Source organism: Kitasatospora sp. NPDC018619, from assembly GCF_044391605.1.
Classification (GTDB): Bacteria; Actinomycetota; Actinomycetes; order Streptomycetales; family Streptomycetaceae; genus Kitasatospora.
Map to the genome: position 1 here is coordinate 1 of NZ_JBISAI010000035.1, position 22,270 is coordinate 22,270.

The 22,270-nt window shown below is 76.1% G+C and carries 24 protein-coding genes; 12 read left to right on the plus strand and 12 right to left on the minus strand.

The annotated features are described in order from the left end of the window. The coding region (locus ACH5AR_RS32775; protein ID WP_396305208.1) for a transposase at positions 1–147 on the minus strand (147 nt) is incomplete at its 3' end. A 106-nt stretch (positions 148–253) separates the two neighbouring features. Between ACH5AR_RS32775 and ACH5AR_RS32780 the strand changes: the two genes are divergently transcribed. The 4 genes from ACH5AR_RS32780 (at position 254) to ACH5AR_RS32795 (ending at position 6,548) form a co-directional block, all read left to right on the plus strand. Further along, positions 254–1,117: an EI24 domain-containing protein gene (locus tag ACH5AR_RS32780; protein ID WP_396305169.1), complete on the plus strand. Its 864-nt coding sequence runs from the start codon at positions 254–256 to the stop codon at positions 1,115–1,117. 534 nt (positions 1,118–1,651) lie between these two features. Further along, on the plus strand, positions 1,652–2,323 hold the full coding sequence (locus tag ACH5AR_RS32785; RefSeq protein WP_396305170.1) for a transglycosylase SLT domain-containing protein: 672 nt from the start codon (positions 1,652–1,654) through the stop codon (positions 2,321–2,323). 215 nt (positions 2,324–2,538) lie between these two features. Beyond that, positions 2,539–3,543, plus strand: coding sequence for a glycosyltransferase family 2 protein (locus tag ACH5AR_RS32790; RefSeq protein WP_396305171.1), 1,005 nt, complete (start codon positions 2,539–2,541; stop codon positions 3,541–3,543). A 110-nt stretch (positions 3,544–3,653) separates the two neighbouring features. After that, on the plus strand, positions 3,654–6,548 hold the full coding sequence (locus ACH5AR_RS32795; RefSeq protein ID WP_396305172.1) for an FAD-binding and (Fe-S)-binding domain-containing protein: 2,895 nt from the start codon (positions 3,654–3,656) through the stop codon (positions 6,546–6,548). Here the strand turns inward: ACH5AR_RS32795 and ACH5AR_RS32800 are convergent. Continuing rightward, the gene (locus ACH5AR_RS32800; protein ID WP_396305173.1) at positions 6,539–6,724 is read right to left on the minus strand and encodes a hypothetical protein; all 186 of its coding nucleotides are present in this window, start codon (positions 6,722–6,724) and stop codon (positions 6,539–6,541) included. The genes ACH5AR_RS32795 and ACH5AR_RS32800 overlap by 10 nt on opposite strands. Positions 6,725–7,126: 402 nt before the next feature. Between ACH5AR_RS32800 and ACH5AR_RS32805 the strand changes: the two genes are divergently transcribed. Continuing rightward, entirely contained in the window at positions 7,127–7,537 is a 411-nt protein-coding gene (locus ACH5AR_RS32805; RefSeq protein ID WP_396305174.1) for a PaaI family thioesterase, read from the plus strand. 50 nt (positions 7,538–7,587) lie between these two features. Here ACH5AR_RS32805 and ACH5AR_RS32810 read toward each other — a convergent pair whose 3' ends face one another. Continuing rightward, a complete protein-coding gene (locus ACH5AR_RS32810) occupies positions 7,588–8,037 on the minus strand; it encodes a CBS domain-containing protein (protein ID WP_396305175.1) in 450 nt (149 codons plus the stop codon). 94 nt (positions 8,038–8,131) lie between these two features. Then, on the minus strand, positions 8,132–9,145 hold the full coding sequence (locus ACH5AR_RS32815; RefSeq protein WP_396305176.1) for a slipin family protein: 1,014 nt from the start codon (positions 9,143–9,145) through the stop codon (positions 8,132–8,134). Between the two features lie 162 nt (positions 9,146–9,307). Between ACH5AR_RS32815 and ACH5AR_RS32820 the strand changes: the two genes are divergently transcribed. After that, a complete protein-coding gene (locus ACH5AR_RS32820; protein ID WP_396305209.1) occupies positions 9,308–10,117 on the plus strand; it encodes a uracil-DNA glycosylase in 810 nt (269 codons plus the stop codon). A 6-nt stretch (positions 10,118–10,123) separates the two neighbouring features. Here ACH5AR_RS32820 and ACH5AR_RS32825 read toward each other — a convergent pair whose 3' ends face one another. Further along, on the minus strand, positions 10,124–11,002 hold the full coding sequence (locus tag ACH5AR_RS32825) for a CHAD domain-containing protein (RefSeq protein ID WP_396305177.1): 879 nt from the start codon (positions 11,000–11,002) through the stop codon (positions 10,124–10,126). A 122-nt stretch (positions 11,003–11,124) separates the two neighbouring features. Here ACH5AR_RS32825 and ACH5AR_RS32830 point away from each other — a divergent pair, with 122 nt between their 5' ends. The 3 genes from ACH5AR_RS32830 to ACH5AR_RS32840 all read left to right on the plus strand — a co-directional run bounded on the left by ACH5AR_RS32830 (position 11,125) and on the right by ACH5AR_RS32840 (position 13,505). Further along, a complete protein-coding gene (locus tag ACH5AR_RS32830) occupies positions 11,125–11,799 on the plus strand; it encodes a hypothetical protein (RefSeq protein WP_396305178.1) in 675 nt (224 codons plus the stop codon). A 149-nt stretch (positions 11,800–11,948) separates the two neighbouring features. Continuing rightward, positions 11,949–12,761, plus strand: a complete 813-nt coding sequence (locus ACH5AR_RS32835; RefSeq protein ID WP_396305179.1) for a DsbA family protein — start codon at positions 11,949–11,951, stop codon at positions 12,759–12,761. Between the two features lie 96 nt (positions 12,762–12,857). Continuing rightward, positions 12,858–13,505, plus strand: a complete 648-nt coding sequence (locus ACH5AR_RS32840; RefSeq protein ID WP_396305180.1) for a vitamin K epoxide reductase family protein — start codon at positions 12,858–12,860, stop codon at positions 13,503–13,505. 7 nt (positions 13,506–13,512) lie between these two features. On the opposite strand, the gene ACH5AR_RS32845 is transcribed toward ACH5AR_RS32840, so the two are convergent. The 4 genes from ACH5AR_RS32845 to ACH5AR_RS32860 form a co-directional block, all read right to left on the minus strand. Beyond that, a complete protein-coding gene (locus ACH5AR_RS32845) occupies positions 13,513–14,013 on the minus strand; it encodes an NUDIX domain-containing protein (RefSeq protein ID WP_396305181.1) in 501 nt (166 codons plus the stop codon). 109 nt (positions 14,014–14,122) lie between these two features. Continuing rightward, positions 14,123–15,211 (minus strand): serine hydrolase domain-containing protein, encoded by a 1,089-nt coding sequence (locus tag ACH5AR_RS32850; protein WP_396305182.1) that lies wholly within the window; start codon positions 15,209–15,211, stop codon positions 14,123–14,125. A gap of 46 nt (positions 15,212–15,257) precedes the next feature. Further along, positions 15,258–15,767: a GNAT family N-acetyltransferase gene (locus tag ACH5AR_RS32855; RefSeq protein ID WP_396305183.1), complete on the minus strand. Its 510-nt coding sequence runs from the start codon at positions 15,765–15,767 to the stop codon at positions 15,258–15,260. Between the two features lie 24 nt (positions 15,768–15,791). Next, positions 15,792–16,208, minus strand: a complete 417-nt coding sequence (locus ACH5AR_RS32860; protein WP_396305184.1) for an ankyrin repeat domain-containing protein — start codon at positions 16,206–16,208, stop codon at positions 15,792–15,794. Positions 16,209–16,611: 403 nt separating this feature from the next. Between ACH5AR_RS32860 and ACH5AR_RS32865 the strand changes: the two genes are divergently transcribed. The 3 genes from ACH5AR_RS32865 (at position 16,612) to ACH5AR_RS32875 (ending at position 19,204) form a co-directional block, all read left to right on the plus strand. Further along, a complete protein-coding gene (locus ACH5AR_RS32865; protein ID WP_188300502.1) occupies positions 16,612–16,806 on the plus strand; it encodes a hypothetical protein in 195 nt (64 codons plus the stop codon). A gap of 108 nt (positions 16,807–16,914) precedes the next feature. Continuing rightward, on the plus strand, positions 16,915–18,531 hold the full coding sequence (locus ACH5AR_RS32870) for a hypothetical protein (protein ID WP_396305185.1): 1,617 nt from the start codon (positions 16,915–16,917) through the stop codon (positions 18,529–18,531). 298 nt (positions 18,532–18,829) lie between these two features. Beyond that, complete coding sequence (locus ACH5AR_RS32875) at positions 18,830–19,204, plus strand: RNA polymerase-binding protein RbpA (RefSeq protein ID WP_049655293.1); 375 nt, start codon at positions 18,830–18,832, stop codon at positions 19,202–19,204. A 225-nt stretch (positions 19,205–19,429) separates the two neighbouring features. Here the strand turns inward: ACH5AR_RS32875 and fxsA are convergent, their stop codons facing one another. From fxsA to ACH5AR_RS32890, 3 genes are all read right to left on the minus strand, one after another. After that, complete coding sequence (fxsA, locus tag ACH5AR_RS32880) at positions 19,430–20,008, minus strand: FxsA family membrane protein (protein ID WP_396305186.1); 579 nt, start codon at positions 20,006–20,008, stop codon at positions 19,430–19,432. Positions 20,009–20,063: 55 nt separating this feature from the next. Then, on the minus strand, positions 20,064–21,710 hold the full coding sequence (gene lnt / locus ACH5AR_RS32885; RefSeq protein ID WP_396305187.1) for an apolipoprotein N-acyltransferase: 1,647 nt from the start codon (positions 21,708–21,710) through the stop codon (positions 20,064–20,066). A 107-nt stretch (positions 21,711–21,817) separates the two neighbouring features. After that, positions 21,818–22,270, minus strand: a complete 453-nt coding sequence (locus tag ACH5AR_RS32890) for an N-acetyltransferase (RefSeq protein ID WP_396305188.1) — start codon at positions 22,268–22,270, stop codon at positions 21,818–21,820.

Below are 22,270 nucleotides of genomic sequence, written 5' to 3' on the forward strand. Positions count from 1 at the left end.
ACCGGTCCGCAGCTTCCACACGATCCCGTTCAGCACCAGCCGGTCGTCCGAACGCGGACGACCGGCCACCCCCGAAGCGGGCAGGAACCGCGACAACACAGCCCACTCGGCATCCGACAACTCATGACGACGCACCATGACCGACATGATCGCCCATCACTTGATCAGCTTTGAAGACGACCCCTAGGGCGTGTCTGACAATTGGCGCCGCGCACCCGGCGAGAATTGTCAGACACGCCGTAGGGTGCCACCCATGCGAGATCTTGTGGCGGGGGCGAAGTACCTGGTCGAGGGCCAGAAGTGGGTGGGCCGACACGGCCGCTGGTGGGGCTTCGGGATGCTGCCGGCCCTGCTCACCCTGGCCGGATACGTCGTGGCGCTCGCCTTCCTCGGCGCCTGGTCGCTGGACCTCGCGGACTGGGCGACCCCGTTCGCCGACCACTGGGCCTCCCCCTGGCGGGGCCTGCTGCGCGACACGCTCGCGGCCGTCGTCTTCGGCGGCGGCCTGCTGTTCTCCCTGCTCACCTTCACCGCCGTCACCCTGCTGGTCGGCCAGCCCTTCTACGAGGCGCTCTGCGCCGAGGTCGACGAGACCGAGGGCGGTGCGCCCACCCCGCCGGACACCGCGCTCTGGCGGGAGCTGCTGGTCGCGGTGCGCGACAGCGCGTACGTCCTGGTGCGGGTGGCCGCGTTCGGCGTGCTGCTGTTCGCCTGCGGCTTCATCCCGGTGGTCGGGCAGACGGTGGTCCCGGCGCTCGGCTTCCTGGTGTCCGGCTTCTTCCTGACCGTCGAGCTGACGGCCGTCGCCCTGCAGCGGCGCCGGGTGCCCCAGCCGGAGCGGATCCGACTGCTGCGTGCCCGGCTCGGGCTGGCGCTCGGTTTCGGCACACCGCTGGTGCTGGCCTTCCTGGTGCCGCTGGTCACGGTGCTCGCCATGCCGGGGGCCGTCGCCGGTGCCACCCTGCTGGCCCGCGACCTCGTCCCGACCGCAGCGGAGGAGCCGGAGGAGGGCGGGCAGGAGCACGGCCCGGCCGCCGGGCGCTCCGCCGGCCCCGACCCCTCGGCCTTCTCCGGCACCCCCGCGCGACCCGTCCCGGGCAACCCGTACGCGAGCTGAGCCGTCACCGGCCGGTCACACTGCGCCGACCTCGGCCCCGCACGCCTGTGAACCCGCCCACAGCGGGATCCCCGTCCACGATCCCCGATAGTGGACGGCCGCCCGCAGCCCCCTGGAAGCGGCCGCCGGAAGGCCCCGGGCGGAGCGCGCGCCACCTCGCCGCGCCTCAAGAACACAGGCCACCAGGGCCTGCGCCCGTCGATCCCGGACCGCGCGCCGCCCCCGCCCCAGGCGGGCAAGCCGGACCGGACGCCGCACCGTCGGCGCCGCATCCCACCGCGACCACCCTGCGGCCACGATCCCGCGTAGTAGCGGACGCCTTTGCCAGCCGCTCCCGGCCCTGCCAAGAATGGCCAGTCGCCGGGCAGCGCAGCCGACCACCCCCGCCGCGCAGCCCGCCCGCCCCAGCCGCTACCGCCGGGGCGCCACGGCCGTCCAGGGCGGCCGCACGGGCCCCGCCCACCGGGAGCCCCCGCGATGCCCCGCCGCCGGTGCCACCGGCACGGCCCCCGACGGAGAAGGATCGTCCGCCCCATGCAGCTCAGCCATGCCCGCCGCAACTCCCTGATCACCGGCGTCGCCACCCTGGTGGTCGCGAGCGCCGCCACCGCCGCCCTGGCCATCCCGCAGGCCGGGGCCGGCACCGAGGCGGCCCCCGTGGCCGCCGTCGCGGTGGACGGCGCGGCCGTCGCCGACCAGGGCCAGGGCCAGGGCCAGGGCCAGACCGACGCCGCTACCGCTGCCGCTGCCGCCGAGCAGGCCGACCAGGAGGCCCGGGCGAAGGCCGAGGCCGACGCGGCCGCCCAGGCCCAGGCCGAGGCGCAGGCCCAGGCGGACGCCAAGGCCAAGGCCGACGCGGAGGCCGCCGCCTCCCGCTCCCAGGAGCGCCAGCAGCTCGCCGCCGCCCCGAGCGCCTACTCCGGCACCCCGCAGCAGATCGCCGCGCAGATCGTCCCGGCCGGCCAGCTCCAGTGCTTCAGCAACATCGTGTTCCGCGAGAGCAGCTGGAACCCGCTCGCCGTCAACGCCTCCTCCGGCGCCTACGGCCTGGTCCAGGCCCTGCCCGGCTCCAAGATGGCCTCCGCGGGCGCCGACTGGCGCACCAACCCGGCCACCCAGATCAAGTGGGGCCTCAACTACATGAACACCCGCTACGGCAGCCCCTGCGCCGCCTGGTCCTTCTGGCAGAACCACCACTGGTACTGATCCGGACCGGCCCGCCGCCGCGGGGCCCGCGACGCACCCGCGACGCGGGCCCCGGCGCGCATCGCCGCAGGTGGCGGGCGGTCGTTCGGCGTGGACACGCCCGGAAGGCGGCGTGAAGATATGGCGCACGCCCGTACGGTTTGCCACCGATTGCCCGGAATCACGGACCGTCAGGGCTTTGCCACCGTTCGCAGGCCCTCTTACGCTCCGGCGTCATGCCCTCACCCCTGATCAGCGTCGTGGTCCCCGCCTACGACCAGCACGGACAGCTCGCCGACTGCCTGGACTCGCTGCTCGCGCAGTCCCTGCCCGGCACCGAGGTGATCGTGGTCGCCGACCGCTCCCCCGAGACCGCGGGCGCGCTCGCCGACGCGTACGCCGCCCGGCACCCCGACGTCTCGGTGCTGCACCTGAACGCCGCGGTCGGGGTCGGAGCGAGCCGCAACGCCGGGGCGGCCCGGGCGACCGGCGAGTACCTGCTGTTCCTGGACGCCGACCACCTGCTGCCCCGGGACGCGCTGCGGGCGCTCGCCGACCGGCTGCGCCAGACCGGCCCGGTGGACGTGCTGCTCTTCGGCCACTCCCGCCGGCACCAGGGCCGGGACTGGCCGGGCGGCGCCGAGGCGCTGCTCGCCGAGGCCGGCCCCGAGCCCTTCGCGCCCTTCGACCGCCCCGCGCTGTTCGGGGCGCCGCCGCTGGTCTGGGACCGGCTGGTGCGCCGCGGCCACTGGGCCGAGCTGGGCCTGGCCTTCCCGCCCGGCCGCTACGAGGAGGTCCCGGTGGCGCACGCGGCGCTGCTCGGCGCCCGCCGGGCCGCCGTGCTGGCGCGCGAGTGCGTCCAGCTGCGCCGCCGGGAGACCGTCCACCCGGCGGGCGGCCCGGGCAGCAGCGTCTTCGACCTGTTCGACCAGTACGAGCGCAGCTTCGCGCTGCTGGAGGACCAGCCGCACCTGTACGCGGTGCGCGAGGCGCTGTTCGTCCGGATGATCCGGCACTACCTGTTCGTCTTCGACCTGGCCGGCTGCGTCCCCCGCGCCGAGCGGCCGCAGTTCTTCCACCGCGCCGCCGAGCACCACCGCCGCTTCCAGCCGCCCGGCCACCGCCGGCCGGGCGGCCGCGAGGGGATCAAGTTCTCCCTGCTGGCCGGCGGCGCCTACCCGGCCTTCGAGGTGGCCAAGCTCTCCCACATCGCGCGCGGCACGCTCACCGGGCGGAAGTAGGCCGAAGCGGCCCCCACCCGGGTGAGGCGGGCGCCGCGCCCGGTACCCGGGAGGCCGCGCGGCTGCGATCATCGGCGGAGCCGTCGCCGCACCCGCCCGGGAGGTCCCTGGTGAGCCGTCCGTCCGCCGTCCCCGGGGCCGCCCTGGCCCGTGAGCTGGCCGCCGTGCTGCGCGGCGAGGTGCGCTTCGACGCCGCCGAGCGCACCGTCTACAGCCAGGACGCCTCCAACTACCGGCAGCTGCCGCTCGGCGTGGTCAAACCCGCCGACCTCGACGACGTGCGCACCGCGCTGGCGCTCTGCCGCGCCCACCGGGTGCCGGTGGTGGCGCGCGGGGCCGGGACGAGCGTCGGCGGGCAGGCGATCGGCCCGGGCGCGGTGGTGCTGGACTTCCGCCGCCACCTCGGCGGCGTGCTGGAGGTCGACCCGCAGGCCCGCACCGCGCGCGTCCTGCCCGGCACCGTGCTGGACGACCTCCAGCGCGCCGTGCGCCCGTACGGGCTGCGCTTCGGCCCCGACCCGTCCACCCACAGCCGCTGCACCCTCGGCGGCATGATCGGCAACGACTCCTGCGGCTCGCACTCGCTCGCCTGGGGGCGCACCGCCGACAACGTCGAGCGGCTGGAGCTGCTGCTCGCGGACGGCACCGAGCTGACCGTCGGCGGGCGGCTCACCGCCGAGGAGCGCGCCGCGCGGGCCGCCCGGCCCGGGCGGGTCGGCGAACTCCACACCGGGCTGCAGGAGTTCACCGACCGCAACCTGGCCGTCATCCGGCAGGGCATGCCGCGGCTGCCCCGCCGCACCTCCGGCTACCCGCTGGACGCGCTGCTGCCCGAGCACGGCCACCACCTGGCCCGGGCGCTGACCGGCACCGAGGGCACCTGCGCGCTGCTGCTCGGCGCGACCGTCCGGCTGGTCGAGGACCCGCCGGCCCGGGCCCTGGTGGTGGCCGGCTACCCGGACGAGGGAGCCGCCGCCGACGCCGTCCCGGCGCTGCTGCCGTACGGTCCGCTGACCGCCGAGGGGATGGCCGCCGACCTGGTCGCCGCGCTGCTGGCCGCCGGGCCCCGCCCGCCCGCGCTGGACCGGCTGCCCGCCGGCGAGTGCTGGCTGTTCCTGGAGGTCGGCGGGGACACGCCGGTGGCCGCCTACCAGGCCGCCCGCCGACTCGCCGACGCGGTGCGCCGGGAGCGCTCGGCCGCCGTCTCCCTGGTCACCGACCCGGCCGAGCAGCGCCAGCTGTGGGCCGTCCGGGAGGCGGGGGCGGGGATCGTCACCCGGCTGCCGGGCGGCGGCGAGGCCTGGCCGGGCTGGGAGGACTCCGCCGTCCCGCCCGAGCGGCTCGGCGACTACCTGCGGGCCCTGCGCGCCCTGCTGCGCCGGCACGGCCTGCACGGCGTCCCGTACGGGCACTTCGGCGACGGCTGCGTGCACCTGCGGATCGACTTCCCGCTGGAGGAGCCCCAAGGGGTGCCGGTCTTCCGGGAGTTCCTGGAGCAGGCGGCCGATCTGGCGGTCTCGTACGGCGGTTCGCTCTCCGGCGAGCACGGCGACGGCCAGGCCCGCGCGCAGCTGCTGCCGCGCATGTACCCACCCGAAGTCATCGGCCTGTTCGCCGAGTTCAAGCGGCTGTGGGATCCGGAGGACCTGCTCAACCCGGGCGCCCTGGTCGACCCCAGGCCGCTCGACGCCGACCTGCGCTTCGTCACCGCACCGCGCCGCGCGCTGCCGCTGGCGCTCCCGTACGAGCAGGACGGCGGCAGCCTGGTGAAGGCGGTGCACCGCTGCGTGGGCGTCGCCAAGTGCGTGGCCCCGGGCAGCGGGGTGATGTGCCCGAGCTACCTGGCCACCGGCGAGGAGCGGCACTCCACCCGGGGCCGGGCCCGGCTGCTGGCCGAGATGCTGCGCGGCGACGCCGTCCCGGACGGCTGGCGCTCCGAGGAGGTCCGGGAGGCGCTGGACCTCTGCCTGGGCTGCAAGGGCTGCGCGAGCGACTGCCCGGTGCACGTCGACATGGCGACGTACCGCTCCGAGTTCCTGTACCAGCACTACCGGCACCGGCCGCGCCCGCTCGCCCACTACTCGACGGGCTGGCTGCCGCTGTGGCTGCGGGCCGGCGCGCTCGCCCCCGGCGCCGCCAACGCGCTCGCCCGCTCCCGGGCCGGCGGGCTGCTCAAGCGGCTCGGCGGGATCGACCGGCGCCGGGTGCTGCCGGTCCTCCCGCCGGAGACCTTCACCGCCTGGTACCGGCGGCACCGCGCCGACCGCCCGGCCCCGGCCGGCGCCCCGCCGGTGCTGCTGTGGCCGGACACCTTCTCCGACCGCCTCCAGCCGAACGTGCTGCGCTCGGCCGTCGAGGTGCTGGAGCACCTGGGCTTCGACGTCCGGCTGCCCGCGGGCCCGGTCTGCTGCGGCCTCACCTGGTACTCCACGGGCCAGCTCGGCACCGCACGGCGGGTCCTGCGGCGCAGCCTGCGGTCCGTGGCCGAGGCCGGGCTCCGGGCCGACACCCCGGTGGTCGGCCTGGAGCCGAGCTGCACCGCGGCCCTGCGCGAGGACCTGCCCCGGCTGCTCGGCGCGCCGGGCCGCCCGCTCGCCCGGCGCACCCGCACCTTCGCCGAGTTCCTCGACGAGCACGCGCCGCACGCCCCGCTGCCGCGGATCCGGCGCGAGGCCCTCACCCAGACCCACTGCCACCAGCACGCGGTGCTCGGCAGCGCCGCCGACCGCCGGGTGGAGGCCCGGCTGGGCCTGGACAACCGGGTGCTGGAGCCCGCCTGCTGCGGCCTGGCGGGCGACTTCGGCTTCACCCGGGGCCGCTTCGAGGTCTCCCGGGCCGTCGCCGAGCGGGTGCTGCTGCCCGCCGTCCGGGCCGCGGGGCCGCGGACGGTGGTCCTCGCGGACGGCTTCAGCTGCCGCACCCAGATCAGCCAGCTCGCCGACGGGCGGCAGGCCCTGCACCTGGCGGAGCTGATCGCCCGGGAGCTGCGCGGGCCTCAGCCCTGAGCGTGCGCCGCGAGGAAGGCCCCGGCGTGCGCCGCGGCCTCCTCCCGGCTCGGGTGGCCGCCGCCCGCCCCACCGGTCGCGCGGGCGCGCACGGCGGCGGCGACGGGCTGGAGGGCGGCGAGCAGGGCCTTGGCCGGCTCGGCCTGTTCCTCAGGGGTGATCTCCGCGAGCGTCATGGCGACAACGTCAGTTACCCGTTCCCCCTTTGACAACCGAAGTTACCGGCGGAGCCGGTCCGGGGCGCACCCGCTCCCGGCCGCCTGGGGCGCGAACGGGGCACCGGGGGCGATCCCACGCCCGCCGAACGCCGCCAGGCCGTCGCCGTCGCCGTCCTGCGCGTCGCCGCTGGTGGGAAGCGTCCTCACCGGAACCGAGCGCTCCACCGGCCCGGCCGCCGGCCCCGGCCTCGGCCCGGAGGCCCGCCGGCTCTCCGCCCTCCGACGGCCTCACCCTCCGGGCCGTCCAGCACCCCGACCCGATCGGCCCGGACGAGCTGCGCGCGGTACCGCGCCACCACCTCGACACCCCGGCCGCGCGGCCCTCCTGACAGCCCGCCGGCACCCCGGCACAATGGCGCGATGACCCTCACCCCCGCCGAGGCCGACGCACTGCTGGCTGACCGCTTCGCCCCCTGGGTGCAGGCCCTGGGGCTGTCGACCGTCGAAACCGGCGAGCGGCACGCCGTCCTGCGGCTGCCCTGGTCCGACCGGCTCGCCCGGGACGGCGGCGCACTGTCCGGCCAGGCGCTGATGGCCGCCGCCGACACGGCCTGCGTGATCGCCCTGTCGGCCGCCCGCGGCGGCTTCGGCCCGATGACCACCGTCCAGCAGTCCACCAGCTTCCAGCGGGCGGTGCTCGACCAGGACGTCATGGTGCGGGCCCGGATCACCAGGCTCGGCCGCCGGATCGCCTTCCTCGACGTCGCCCTCGCCCCGGAGGGCGCCGAGGAACCCGCCGCCCACGCCACCGCCGTCTACGCCCTGGGGTGACGGCCCGCGGCCCCCGCCCGGGGGGGCGGGGGCCGTCGGACGGCGCAGGTTCAGCCCTGGGCCGCCCCCGCGGGCGCCTCCTCCGCGCAGACCGCCGAGACGAACTCGGCGACCCTCGCCTGCGGCAGGCCGCGCGCGATGTCCGCCTCGCTGATCATGCCGACCAGCTTGTGCTCGGGGTGGTTGATGACCGGCAGCCGGCGCACCTGGTACTGCTCCATCACCCGCAGCACCTGCTCGCAGTCCTCGTCCGCCTCCACCGTCATCGGCCGCCCCTGCGCCAGCTCGCCCGCCGTCACCGACGCCGGGTCACGGCCCTCGGCGACGCAGCGCAGCACGATGTCGCGGTCGGTCACGATCCCCAGCAGCCTGTCGCCCGGCCCGCAGATGGGCAGGGCGCCCACATGGCGCTCCCGCATGGTCCGGGCGGCGGCCGCGAGCGTCTCGTGCTCGCGGATGCACTCCGCGCCCGGGTGCATGATGTCGCTGGCTCTGGTCATGGTCCGCCTCCTGACCTGGCTTCCCGTCCCCCGTCCATCGTGGTCCGCGCGGATCCCCGACGCCACCGGGGCCCGCTCCGCTCACCCCTGCCCGTCACCCCTGCCCGTCCGGGCCCTGGCCGCCGCCCTCCGGCCGCTCGCCGCCGGCGCGCTCGGGGCGCCCGTCCGGCGACTGCCCGAGGGCCGGCGGCGGCTGCTCCAGCACCTCTTCCAGCGGCGGAAGGTCGTGCCTGGCCCGGTCCGGTTCGGGCTCCGCCTCGTCGACCTCGCCGCTCTCCACCGCCTCCTCCGCGGCCTTCGCCCCGGCCGCCGTCGCCGCGGCCGCCAGGAGGTTGCGCTGCTGCACCTCCGTCGCGCTGTCCAGGAAGCGCAGCAGCTCCACCGGGAAGGGCAGCACCAGGGTCGAGTTCTTCTCCGCGGCCACCTCCACCACGGTCTGCAACAGCCGCAGCTGGAGCGCGGCCGGGGTCGCGCTCATCACCGCCGCGGCCTCCGACAGCCGCTCCGAGGCCTGGTACTCGCCGTCCGCCGTGATGATCCGGGCCCGCCGCTCCCGCTCGGCCTCCGCCTGCCGGGCGATCGAGCGCTTCATCGACTCCGGCAGCGCCACGTCCTTGATCTCCACCCGGTCGATCTCGATGCCCCAGCCGAGCGCCGGGCTGTCGATCATCAGCTCCAGCCCCTGGTTGATCGGCTCCCGGTTGGCCAGCAGGTCGTCCAGCTCGCTCTTGCCGATGATCGAGCGCAGCGAGGTCTGCGCGACCTGCGAGATGGCGAAGTTGTAGTCCTGCACGTTGACGGTCGCCTTCACCGGGTCCACCACCCGGAAGTAGACCACCGCGTCCACCCGCACGGTCACGTTGTCCCGGGTGATGCCCTCCTGCGCCGGGATCGGCATCGTCACGATCTGCACGTTCACCCGGCGCAGCCGGTCCGCGACCGGCACCAGCACCACCAGCCCCGGACCGCGCACGGCTTCGCGCACCCGCCCGAAGCGGAACACCACGCCCTTCTGGAACTGCTGGACGACCCTGATGCTCAGGCCCGCCCAGACCGCCCCCAGCCCGGCGAGCCCTCCCAGGGCACCCAGCACCGCATCGACGATCATCGCGGCCTCCTCGCGGCCTGCGCGCGCACCGGCGCCTCCGGCCGCCGCCGGCCCGGACCGGCCGGGGGCCACCGGAGCAACTGATTCCACGCTACGCCTGCCCGCACGGCACCGGAACGAACGTCCGGTGCGCACCGGCTCGCTAGGATCTCGACCGTGGCCGTGCACCCCTCCCCCGCCGACGAACCCGACGACAAGTCCGCCCACGACCCCGCCCGCGACCCCGAAGACCCCCGCCACCCCGCCGAGGCGGCCGCGCGCTCCGGCGGCCTCGCCGCCCTGGACCGCGTCGTCACCGGCTGCCGCGCCTGCCCGCGCCTGGTCGCCTGGCGCGAGGAGTCGGCCCGGACCAAGCGCCGCGCCTACCTGGACTGGGACTACTGGGCCCGCCCCATCCCCGGCTTCGGCCCGCCGGACGCCCCGCTCGTCCTGGTCGGCCTCGCCCCCGCCGCCCACGGCGCCAACCGCACCGGCCGGATCTTCACCGGCGACCCCTCCGGCGACCTGCTCTACGCCACCCTGTACGACCTCGGGCTGGCCAACCGCCCCGAGTCCGTCCGGTACGGCGACGGCCTGGAGCTGTCCGGCGTCCGGATCACCGACCCGGTCCGCTGCGCCCCGCCGGACAACCGGCCCAGCACCGCGGAGCGCGACACCTGCCGGCCGTGGATCGCCCGGGAGCTGGAGCTGATGCGCCCCACCGTGCGCACCGTCGTCGCCCTCGGCGGCTTCGCCTGGCAGGCGATGCTGCCGGTGATCGCGGACGCCGGGTGGCTCCTCCCCCGCCCGCGGCCCGCCTTCGGCCACGCCGCCGTGGCCGCCTTCCCGGCCCGGGACGGCGGCCCCGAGCTGCGGATGTACGGCTGCTACCACGTCAGTCCGCGCAACACCAACACCGGCCGCCTCACCCCCGCGATGCTCCGGGACCTGCTGCGCGAGGCCGCCCGCTCCGCGGGCCTCCACCCCCGCTGACACCCGCTACCCGAACCGGGCCCGCTTCCGCTTGCCCGCCCGGCGCCAGGCGTCCGGCAGCCGGCTGCGGGCGGCCTCCCGGGCGGCCAGCTGGCGGCCGTACAGCACGCCGTAGCCGAAGGGCTCGCCGCTGCCCGCCGCGTGGGCGGCCAGGGTGCCCGCCGCGACGACGGCGTCCTGGTGCTCGCCCAGCACGTCCTGGACGGCCTTCATCCGCTTCGCGTAGCGCTCGGCCCGGGCGCCGACCACCGGGGCGGCGGTCTCGCCGGCGTAGCGGGCGCGCTTGGCCGCCTTGCGGGCGGCGTGGAGGGCGGCGTCCCGGTCGGCCGGGTCGGCGGCGAGGGCGGTGCGGACCCGCTCGGCGGTGCGGTCCTGCTCGCGGGCGGCGATCCGGGAGAGCTCCGGGACGGCGGCGCGGCCCGCCCGCCGGCGCAGCGGAGGGTCGGCGAGGAGGGCGGCGAGGGCTTCGCCGAGGGCCCGGCGGCGGGGGCTGTCCAGGGCGGCGAGCACCGCGGGCCGGATCCGCCGGTACTCCGCCTCGCCCCACCGTTCCAGCGCGGCCGCGACCCGCTCCGGCCCGCACGCGGCGGGCAGTTCGCGGGCCTCGGCGGCCAGCCGCGCGGCCAGCACCTCGTGGTCGCGCGCCGCGCCGAGCTCGCCGGCCAGCCAGCGCAACTCGGCGACCAGCCCGTCGGTGGCGCCGGGGGCGAACAGCCGCCGGAAGGTCCGCAGGGCGCTGCGCAGCCGGCGGCAGGCGACCCGCATCCGGTGCACGGCGTCCGGCTCGTCCGCCCGGACGGCGTCGTCCAGGCCGGCCAGTGCCGCCGCCTGCTCCTCGACGCGGGCCAGCAGCACCTGACCCACCGTGGTCCCGGGTTTCGCCATGCGCGCTCGCCCCCTTGTCGGGTCCTTCCAGGCTAGCCCGCGGGCCGCCGGGAGCGCGCCGGGCGGGACAGGGACCTACGGGCCCTCGTGCGGGATGCGAGGGCCATGGCATACTCCGGAGCGTGACGACCTCCTCCCACGCGACCAGGGCCCTGCGGGCCGCGGTGTTCACCGCGCTCGCCGTGCCGATGGCCGCGCTGGGCCAGGTGGTCATCACGGGCCGTCCGCTGCCGCTGTCGCTGGTGGCCACGGCCGGTGCCGTCGTCTTCCTGGTCGCCGCCGTCCTGGCCGGCGGGGAGCGGCGGTTGCTGCACATCTCCGGCGTGATGGTGCCGGTCGAGCTGCTGCTCAACACGACGTTCAACCTGGGCCAGGCCGGCTGTTCGCCGGTGCTGACCGGCCAGGTGCCCGCCCGCGGGGTGAACCTGCTGGTCTGCGGCGGCGGTTCGGTGGACGGCTCGCTGCTGAGCGGCCCGCTGGGCCACACCGGGCAGTTGGCCCCCGCCGCGACCCAGCTGCTGCTCCTGCTGGTACACCTGGTGGTCGCGCTGGCCGCGTCCGCCTGGCTGCGGATGGGCGATGCCGCCCTGTCCGGCCTGGCCCGGGCGCTGCGCGCGCTGCGCCGGTCGCTGACCGGTCCGCTGCGCGCCCTGGTCGCCCTGCTGCTCCCGGCTCCGGTCCGTCCGGTGCTGCGGGTGCCGCTGCCGGTGTCGGACCGTGCGCGGCCGCGCCGCGAGGACGTGGTGCTGAGCCCGGCGCCCCGCCGCGGCCCGCCCGCCTTCGCGCCTGCCTGCTGATCACCGGCCCCTTCCGGGCCCCCGTACCCGGCCGGACGGCCCCGGTACGCCCGCAGGCAGTGCGCACGACTCCCGCGTTCACCGACCCCGCCGCAGCAGCTGCGGCTTCCCGCGCGCACCCGCGCGCCGCGTACAGGAGTTGACTCCCCATGGCTCAGGCCCCCAGCAAGCAGCAGGCCAAGCGCATCAGTGCCCGTGAGCGGATCCAGGAGGCGCAGCGCCGCGAGCAGCAGGCCGCCAAGCGCCGCCAGCGGATCGTGGTGGCGGTCTCCGCCGTCGTCGTGCTCGCCCTCGCCGGCGGTGTCGCCGTCGCGATCGGCTCGGCCTCGGACAAGAAGGACTCCTCCTCCGCCGCCGCCTCGGCGCCGCTGGTCGTGCCGGCCAACGCCTCCGGCCCGGACGGCACGGTGGTCACCTACGGCAAGGCCGACGCTCCGCACACCATGGCGATCTACGAGGACTTCCGCTGCCCGGTGTGCAAGCACTTCGAGGCGGCGAACGGCGAGACCGTCAGGAAGCTCACCGAGGACGGCCAGATCAAGGTGGAGTTCCACCTGGCGGCCTTCCTGGACAAGAACCTCGGCGGCAAGGGCTCGCGCACCGCGCTGGCCGCCGTCGGCGCCGCGCTGAACGAGGGCGTGGACCAGTTCAAGGCGTTCCACGACGTGCTGTACGCCAACCAGCCGGACGAGCGCGAGGACGGCTTCGGCGACGTCAACCACCTCCTGGACCTGGCCGGCCAGGTGCCGGGCCTGAAGACGGACGCCTTCGTGAAGGCCGTCACCGACCGGACCTACGCGCCGTGGGCGGCCAAGGTCGCCGACGCCTTCAACGACAGCGGGGTGACCGGCACGCCGACCGTGAAGGTGGACGGCAAGCAGATCACCCTGTTCGCCGGCAACTCCGTCGTCCCGCCGGAGCAGTTCACCGCTCAGGTGAAGCAGGCCGCCGGCCTCCAGTAGGCCCGCACCGCCCGCACCGCACGTACGGCACCACCCGGCCCGGCCGAACTCCCGGCCGGGCCGGCTCCTCCCAGCCAGCCTCCGGAGTGTGCTGCCATGTCCGCCGCTACCACCGTGCACCCGTCCCGCTCCGTTCCCGTCGCCGCCCGGGCCCCGCTCGGCGCGAGCCGGGCCTACGCCGTCCTGCTGTTCCTCGGCGGGCTGGTCGGGTTGGCCGCCTCGGCCGTCCTGACCTTCGACAAGCTCCGCATCCTGGAGGACCCGTCCTACGTCCCCAACTGCAACCTCAACCCGATCATCAGCTGCGGCTCGGTGATGCGCACCGAGCAGGCGGAGGTCTTCGGCTTCCCGAACCCGCTGCTCGGGCTGGCCGCCTTCGGCGCGCTGGCGGCGATCGGCGCGGGGCTGCTGGCCGGCGCCGGGTACCGGCGGTGGTTCTGGCTGGGGCTGAACGCGGGCACCGCGGCGGGCGTGGTGTTCGCGCACTGGCTGGTCTACCAGGCGCTGTACGACATCGGCGCGCTCTGCCCGTACTGCATGGTGGTGTGGGCGACGGTGGTGGTGCTGTTCTGGTACACCACGCTGCACAACCTGCGCTCGGGCGTGATCCCGGTCGGCCCGCGGATGGCGGTGGCCGCCCGGGAGGCGGCGCGCTACCACTGGGCGCTGCCGGTGCTGTGGGCGGCGGTGATCGCGCTGCTGGTCCTCAACCGGTTCTGGTACTACTGGAGCACCCTGCTCTGACCGGGCGTCAGCCCACGTACCCGTCGGAGTGCAGCAGCGCCGCGGCGCCCGTCCGCCGGGCCTCCAGGGCCCCGGTGAGCCGGCGCGCCGCACCGGGCTGCAGCAGGGCGGCCGCCCGGGCCGGGGTGAAGTAGCCGTGGTCGGCGATCTCCTCGGCCTGGGCCCGCACCACCGCCCCGGCCGGGACCGTCCCGCCGTCGAACATGAACTGCACGGCGGGGTGGGCGTGTTCGCCCTGGTCGGGGATCGCGTCGCGCCACTCCACCACGAGCAGCCGCAGCGGCCCGGCCGACAGCCCCGTCTCCTCGTACAGTTCGCGGGCCGCGCACTCGGCGGGCCCCTCGCCCGGATCCATCCCGCCGCCGGGGAACTGCCACTGGTCGCGGTAACTGGCCTTCAGCAGCAGGACTTTGCCCTCCTCGTCGGTGAGCAGCACGCTGCACCCGACGTAGGCGCGCACCAGCCCGGCGAGCCACTCCTCCTCCGAGAGTGCCCAGGTGTCCGTCATCGCGCCTCCTCAGCCGCACCCCTGTCGTCAGGGCCACTCTGCCGCGCCCGCGGCGCCGGGAGGGGCGGTTCGCACCGAATCCACCCGAAGGAGTGCCGAGGGGCGGGCCTCAGCCGAACACGGCCCGCCGGAAGGCGTTGCGCAGGTCGGTGAGCTCCCGGATCCCCCGGTCGTAGTGCACCTTGTTGGTGAGCAGCAGGGCCCAGCGGCCGAGCCGCCGGGACACCCAGAAGCCGGTGCCGGTGAAGCCGTAGTGGACGAAGGTGCCCTCGGCCGGGGCGGTGCCGGGGGCGCACAGCCAGGACAGTCCGCGGGCGGGTTCGAGGCCGCCGGTCTGCTCGCGCAGCGACTCCTCGATCCAGGCCCCGCCCCAGGGCAGCCCGGGCGGCGGGGCGAGCAGCGCGGTGAGGAAGCGGGCGAGGTCGCGGGCGGTGGAGAAGGCCCCGGCGTTGCCGGAGACCCCGCCGAGCAGCCGGGCCGAGGGGTCGTGGACGACGCCGCGCAGGTGGGCGCCGGTGCCCGCCTCGTACTCGGTGGGCGCAGTCCGGGCGGTGAGCGCGGCGCCGAGCGGTCCGTAGCGGGTGTCGGCCATGCCCAGCGGGCCCCAGGCCCAGCGCGCGGCGAGCCGGTCGAGCGGGGCGCCGCCGAGGTCCTCCACGAGGTGGGTGAGCAGTACGGCGGCCCGGTCGGTGTACTCGACGGCGGTGCCCGGTGGCCGGTGCAGCGGTGCGGCCAGGACGCCGGCCCGGACCGCGGCGCGGCCCCGCCCGTAGAGCTGCTCGAACCGGGTGTACGGGAGCATCCCGGCGGTGTGGGTGAGGAGCTGACGGGCCGTCACCGTCCCGGCGGGGTGCCCGGCGGCCGGCCGCCACCAGCGGCCGAGCGGTTCGTCCAGCGGGAGCCGGCCCGCCTGCCGCAGCGCCCCGGCGCAGGGCCAGAGCGCGACGACCTTGGTGAGGCTGGCGAGGTCGTACAGGGTGTCCGGGCCGGGCCGCAGCCGCGCGTACGGCCCCTGCCCGAGCGCGCCGTGGGCACCGCCGCCGAGCGTGCCCCGGGCGTCGCCGACGGCCCAGACGGCGCCCGCCCCGACGGTGCGCGCGCCGGCCGCGACCAGCCGGTCCAGGTGCCCACCGGGCGCGGCCAGGGCGGGGAGCCGGTCGGCTCCGGGTGCGTCGGGTCCAGCTGCCGGATGGCTCATCCGCCCCTCCTCGGGCCGACAGGAGGCTTCCCCGCCCCGCCCCGGGTTATGGCACCAGCTGCTTGCCGAGGCAGATGCTCTGCGGGTGGTCCTTGTAGATCCCGAACTTGCGGATCGCGTCGTAGCCCTCGGAGCGGTACAGCGCGACGGCCTCCGGCTGCTCGGTGCCGGTCTCCAGGACGAAGCGGGTGCGCCCGGCCTCGACGGCGGTGCGCTCCAGCCGGCGGAGCACCGCGCGGGCCAGACCGCGGCCGCGGGCCTGCGGGACCACGAACATCCGCTTCAGCTCGGCGTCGCCCTCGCGCAGGCCGTCCGGGCCGGCCTGCTTGGCCCGCCACCCGCCGCAGCCGACCGGGCGGCCGTCCAGGTAGGCGATCAGGAACAGGCCGGCCGGCGCCTCGAAGTCCTCGGGGCGCATGACGGTCTCGTCCGGGTCCCCGTAGCGGCGCACGTACTCCTGCTGCACCTCCGCCGACAGGGCCTGGGCGTCGGGGTGGGCGTAGCCGGTGACGCGGAACTCGACGGTGCCGGTGTCCGGGGCGGTGCTGGTGCTCATGTCGGAAGAGCCTACGACCCCCGCTCAGCGGGCCTCGAACCGGGCGACCAGGTCCTCCTTGCCGAACATCCGGGCGGTGTCCACCGCGTTCGGGACGCCGGCCTTCGGGTCGGCGCCGCCGGCCAGCAGCACGTCGAGCACGTCCGCGGCGCCCTTGAAGACGGCGCCGGCCAGCGGGGTCTGGCCGCGGTCGTTGGCGCGGTTCGGGTCGGCGCCGTGCCGCAGCAGCTCCGCCACGGTGGCGGCGTGGCCGTGGTACGCGGCGAGCATCACCAGGGTGTCGCCGCGGTCGTTGGTGAGGTCGGCCGGGGCGCCGGCGTCCAGGTAGGCGGACAGGGTGTCGGTCTCCCCCGCGCGGGCGGCGTCGAAGAGCTTCCCGGCCAGCGCGATCACCTCGGCGTCGGGGGTGTCGGCGGGCTGCGGGCTGGTGGCGTCGGTCATGGCGGGCGGCCTTTCCTCGGATCGTCGGACGGTGGCGGGGCTGCGCCCAGGGCACGGTAGCGGCCGGAGCCGCGACGGACCAGCGGGCGCCCGGAACCGGATGACGGCCCGTGTCCGCCACGACGCCCGGCCACGCGCGTCGCGCAGCCATTCGAGCGAACTTCCCGGACCCCCCGGAAGCTTCCCGGCCGCCGCCCGGGAATGCCTGGGGCACCGAATCCCCCGAGCCCCGGCCCCACCCCGGCCGGCTGCCCGACCGCCTCCCGACCGATTCCCGGCCACCGGAACGGCATCGGACGGCAGAACCACCCATTTGCACCGTTCCATCATCTATTACTTTTTGTCACGATTAGTGAACTTTCCGTAGCACCCCCGCTTGTCCCCCCTTCCTGAGGAGCGGAACGTGATCCTCTCGATTTCCGGCATCGTCCTGTTCGGCACCATCGCCTTTCTCTTCTTCCGCCGCGACGGACTGAAGGTCTCCCACGCCATCGTCTGCGCCCTCCTGGGCTTCTACATCGCCGGATCCTCGATCGCGCCCAGCATCACCGCGGGCGGCGCGAGCCTCGCCAGCCTGCTCAGCGGCATCAGGTTCTGACCGCCCCACCCTCCCCGACCGGCCCGGGCGCGGATCCCACCGCCCCGGGCCCCGTCGTTCCCCACCGCGCCCCCACCCCACCCGTCCCACCGCCCGGGGAGTCAAGGAATGCCGCTCCACCGCCACCTCAGCAAGGGCCGCGCGATCGCCCGGACCGCCGGGGACCACGCCTCCGACATGTTCGCCCCGCTCTCCGTCATCGGCCGCGGGCTGCGCCACCACGCCGAGTGGGCCAGGTCCCGCTGGCAGGAGACCCCGAAGGAGCGCCGCGGCCCCACGCTGTTCCTGACCGCCGCCCTGGCGATCGGCGTCTACCTGCTGCCGCACGGCCTGCTGTTCGCCCTGATCGCCCTGATGGCCAGCGCCGCCTGGGCCGGCCGGGCGCCCAGGGCCGCGCCCGCGCCGCCCGCCCCCGACGTCGCCGACGTCAAGCTCTCCGCCCTCTACTCGGCCCTCACCCCGTACCTGTGCGGCCCCGAGGACGCCAACCCGCTGTACCGCTTCGAGGGCAGCTACCGCAGCGCCTTCAGCGCCTGGGAGTTCGACGCCGAGGGCCGGCTCACCCGGCTGGAGATGACCTACCCCGCCTACTTCACCGACACCGAGCCGGCCGCCCGGGCCCGGATCGAGCAGGTGGTCCAGGGCAAGGCCGGCCGGGCCCGCGAGTACCGCTTCGACTGGGAGGAGGAGTCCAACCGGCTGCGGGTCACCGCGCTCGCCCCGCTGCCCGCCGACATCACCGCCCAGCGCTTCGTGGCCGCCCCCGGCGAGATCGTGCTCGGCTTCACCGACGAGGACGGCACCGCCCGCACCATCCCGGTCTCCCGGGGCGGTACGACCGTCCAGCAGCCGCCGGTGGTCTGGCGCACCGGCCCGCGCTCCTCCGAGCCCCACCTGCTGGTGCTCGGCGTCACCGGCTACGGCACCTCCAGCCTGCTGCGCTCGGTCGCCCTCCAGGCCCTCCCGTACGCGGACCTGGTGGTGGTCGACGGCGCGGGCACCGGCGAGCACGCCTGCCTGGTGAACCGGCCCGGCGTGCACACCGTGGAGACCAGCCTGCACGGCGCGCTGGCCGCCCTGGACTGGGCCGTCGGCGAGACCGAGCGGCGGCTCGCCGCGCTGAACGCCGCCCGGCACGCCGGCAGCGCCCCGCCCGAGGACGTCACCCGGCCGCTGTGGCTGCTGCTGGACCACCCGACCGAGCTGAGCGAGCTCGCCCAGGCCGAGGGCCGCCCCGACCCGCAGGACCTGCTGGAGCTCCCGCTGCGGCACGGCCGGGCCGCCCGGGTCACCGTGGTCGTCGCCGACGACCTCGACGCCCGGGACCGGCTCACCCCCACCGTGCGCGCCACCACCCGGGCCCGCGTGGTGCTCGGCCCGGCCGGCCCCGACGCGGGGCGCGAGGCGCTCGGCGCCCCGCTGGACATCGCCCCGGCCTCGCACGCGCCGGTCGGCCGCGGCTACGCCCGGATCGGCAGCGGCGCCCCGGTGCGGCTCCAGGTGCCCGCCACCGTCGACCCGCTGGACGAGGAGGCCCCGGCCGCGCTGCGGGACGCGGTGATCGCCCTGCTGCCGCACCGGGACGGCCGCACCGAGCCGCCCGCCGCCGTACCGCCCCGCCCGGAGCGACCGCCGGCGGTCCCCGCGGCCGATCCTGCCGCGCCGGCCCGTCCGGTCGACCTGGTCAAGGGCGAGCCGATGGTCCGTTCACGCCCGATCTCCTGAGCGCCGGCCGGGCCCGGCGCCGGCGGCGTCCGCCGGGGGCGCCGCCCGCCACCGGATCCCGTCCCGGTACGCTCGTCACGGAAAGTCCGCACCATCACCGGATGTGAAATAGGTGACACCTGGGGCGATATCACCAGTCAGATGTGACAAATCGGGCGCTGGTGGGTACAAACAGGGGCGGCACTACAGACGACGCATGTCCCGGGACGGGAATCTTCGTCGGAAGCCGAGCGTTGACCGAACGACGAAGAACAGCGACCACTAGTCCTGTGGGCCATAAGCCCGGGAGGCACGATTCATGAGCGAGCGAGCTCTCCGCGGCACGCGACTCGGGGCCACTAGCTACGAGACCGACCGTGGTATCGATCTGGCTCCCCGCCAGACCGTCGAGTACGCATGTCAGAACGGACACCGTTTCGAGGTTCCTTTCTCGGTCGAGGCGGAGATCCCCGCGACCTGGGAATGCCGCTTCTGTGGCCAGGAGGCGGCGCTTCTCGACGGCGACGAGCCGGAGGAGAAGAAGATCAAGCCGACGCGCACCCATTGGGACATGCTGATGGAGCGCCGTACGCGCGAGGAGCTGGAGGAGGTGCTGGCCGAGCGGCTGGCCGTGCTCCGCTCCGGTGGGATGAACCTCGCGGTGCACCCGCGGGACACCCGCAAGAGCGCCTGACACACCTCGCTCCCGCCGCGGGCGGGAGGACGCGAAAAGGGACCCTGGTCACCAGGGTCCCTTTCGCGTTGCCGGTGCGGCGCCGCCTGCCGCGCGGCCTGCGCGTCCCGCCCCGGCCGCCGCCGTTCTCGCCGTCCGCCGCCCGCCCGCCCGCCCGTCCGGGCAGCCGGAGGCCCGGGGGCGGCACGGCCGCGCACCCGGGAGCGTCCGGGGGGACGGTGCCGGTCAGCCGGCGATCGGCGGCCGGTAGCCGGTGTCCGGGCCCTGCGGACCGCGCGGGCCGGGCTCCGGGTCCACGACCTCGCCCTGGATCACCTTGCCGTCCGGGCGGTGGATGCGCAGCTGCTCTTGGAGGCGCACCGCGTCCGCGAACGGGTCGGTGCCCACGGCGGAGGCGCTGCGCAGCGCCTTGTCCGCGGCCCGGCGCCCCACCGCCCGCCACAGCGCCCGGGTGGGCGGCAGCAGCAGCGTCAGGGCCAGCAGGTCCGACAGGAAGCCGGGGACGATCAGCAGCAGCCCGGCCAGCACGGTCATGCTGGTGCCAGTCTGCGGCTGCTGGGACTGCGGGTTCCGGCTCTGGTCGATCGCCGCCGACAGCGCCTTCAGCCCGGCGCGCTTGATCAGCGAGCCGCCGATCAGGGCGCCCGCGAGCAGCAGCAGCACGACGGTGAAGCCGCCCAGCCACGAGCCGACCTGGACCAGCAGCCAGATCTCCAGCACCAGCCAGGCGGTGATCAGCAGCGGCAGCACCCGGCGGAGCCTGCTGCGCGGGGCCGGACGGGTGGGGGTAGCTTGCTGGGTCACGGTACGAATCCACTCCAAGCGGTGCTCTGCGCGCCGCTCGGGAGGTCCGGGCCGGCTACGGCACCACCTGGTCCAACGATTCCCTTCCGGCGGGTGTTCCGGCGGCCCCCCTCCCGCGGCGGCCGATCAGCACCGCCGCGCCGCAGGCCAGCAGGCCGCCGACGGCCAGCGTCCACTCCGGGGCCGCGCCGACCCGGTCGGCCACGGTGGTGCCGTCGCGCAGCGGGACGGTGGCGGACAGCTCGGCCGCCGTCAGCTCCTCGGTGCGCTGCCGGACACTGCCGTCCGGGCCGATCACCGCGCTGATGCCGCTGGTGGCGGCGATCAGCACCGCCCGGCCGTGCTCGACGGCCCGCAGCCGGCTCATCGCCAGCTGCTGCTCGGGCTGGCCGGTCCTGGCGTACGTCGCGTTGTTGGTCTGGACGACCAGCACCCGGGCGCCGCTGTCCACGGTGTCGCGGACGATCTCGTCGTAGGCGACCTCGAAGCAGATCACGTCGCCGATCCGGGCCGGGCCGAGCTGCATCACGCCGTTGTGGTCGCCGGGGTAGAAGTCCCGGGCGACCCGCTGGAGGCGGGTGATCACCTTCATCAGCTGGGCCCGGAAGGGCACGTACTCGCCGAACGGGACGGGGTGCTGCTTGGTGTAGGAGGCGCCGGGCCCGGTAACCGGGTCCCAGACGATGCCCTCGTTCTGGACGTGCTGGGCGTCCGGGCCGTCCACCAGGGTGCCGACCAGGGTGGGCACGCCGATCGCCCGGACGGCCTCGTCGATCCGCAGGCGGGCCAGCGGATCGCTGAAGGGGTCGAGGTCGGAGGAGTTCTCCGGCCAGATCACGAGGTCGGGGCGCTCCACCCGGCCGGCCCGGACGTCGGCGGCGAGCCGCTCGGTGGCCGAGGCGTGGTTGTTGAGGACCATCATCGGGCGGCCCAGGAAGTCCATGCCCGGGTTGGGCACGTTGCCCTGGACGATGGCGACCCTGACGGTGTCGGCGGCGGCCGTGGGCACCGGGACGAGGTAGCCGGCCAGCAGCGCGGCCACCGCGCCGAGCGCCGCCAGGGCGGCCGCCCTCGGCGCCCTCGCGGGCCCGCGCAGCCGCAGCACGGCGCCGGCCAGCAGCGCGCCGGACAGCGCGACCGCGAAGGTCACCAGCGGCGCGCCGCCGAGCGCGGCCAGCGGGGTGTACGGGGTCGCGGTGTTGGCGAAGGCGAGCCGGCCCCAGGGGAAGCCGCCCAGCGGCAGCCGGTCGCGGGCCCACTCCTGGGTGATCCACAGGCAGGCCGCCCAGAGCGGCCACCCGGGCAGCCGGGAGGTGACGGCCAGGGCGCCGCCGAGCAGGGCCAGGAACAGCGCCTCCACGACCGACAGGCCGACCGTGGCGTCCCAGCCGACCACCCGCAGCCAGCTGAGCAGCATCAGGAAGAACGGCAGGCCGAAGGCGAAGCCGGTCCACAGGCCCTGGCGGAAGGTGCGGCCGCGGGTGAGCAGCGACAGCGCGGCGACACCGAGCAGCGACAGCGGCCACAGGTCGTACGGCGGGAAGGCGAACGCCAGCAGCAGGCCGGCCAGGGCGGCGAGGCCGGTGCGCGGGAGCCCGGCGCGGACCTTGGCGAGCGCGCGGGCCGCGCGGCTCGGACGGGGCGCCCGGTCCTGCGGCCCGGGTGAGGCCTCGGACCGTTCCTGGGTGACGGGAGTGGCCACCGGCGCACCATCTTCCTGGGGCTTGCTGTTCGGACGCTGTGCGAAGAAGGTACCCCGGAACGTCGGCGGCCCGTGAGGTCAGGGTGGTTGAGCCCGCCCGGGCGGGATCACCGCGGGGCGTAGCGGAACTCCCGCAGCGGCCAGTGCCCGGTGAGCCACGCGGAGACGGCGCGGTACAGCGGGGCGTCCAGGTGGGCGCGGTCGGCCCGGACCCAGGAGCTGACCGAGACCACCGACGGGTCCTCGCGGTCCGGGTGGATGTAGACGCAGCCGATGACCTCGTCGCCGTCCGGTTCCAGGACGGTGTAGGTGAAGCCGGTGCGGGCCTGGAAGTCGGCGGCGTGCCGGCGCAGGTCGTCGAGGTTCCGCTCCAGGGGCATCCCGTCGGCGGGCGGCCAGCCGCGGCCGGCCCAGCCGGGGGTGGCGCGGATGTGGGCGACGGAGCCCGTCCAGGCGGCGTGGTCGGAGGCGTTGTGCTGCTCGCCCAGGGGTTCCAGGCGGAACTCCGGGGCGAGCAGCTCGCGCGGGACGGTGAAGTCGGCGGGTACCAGGTCGGCCAT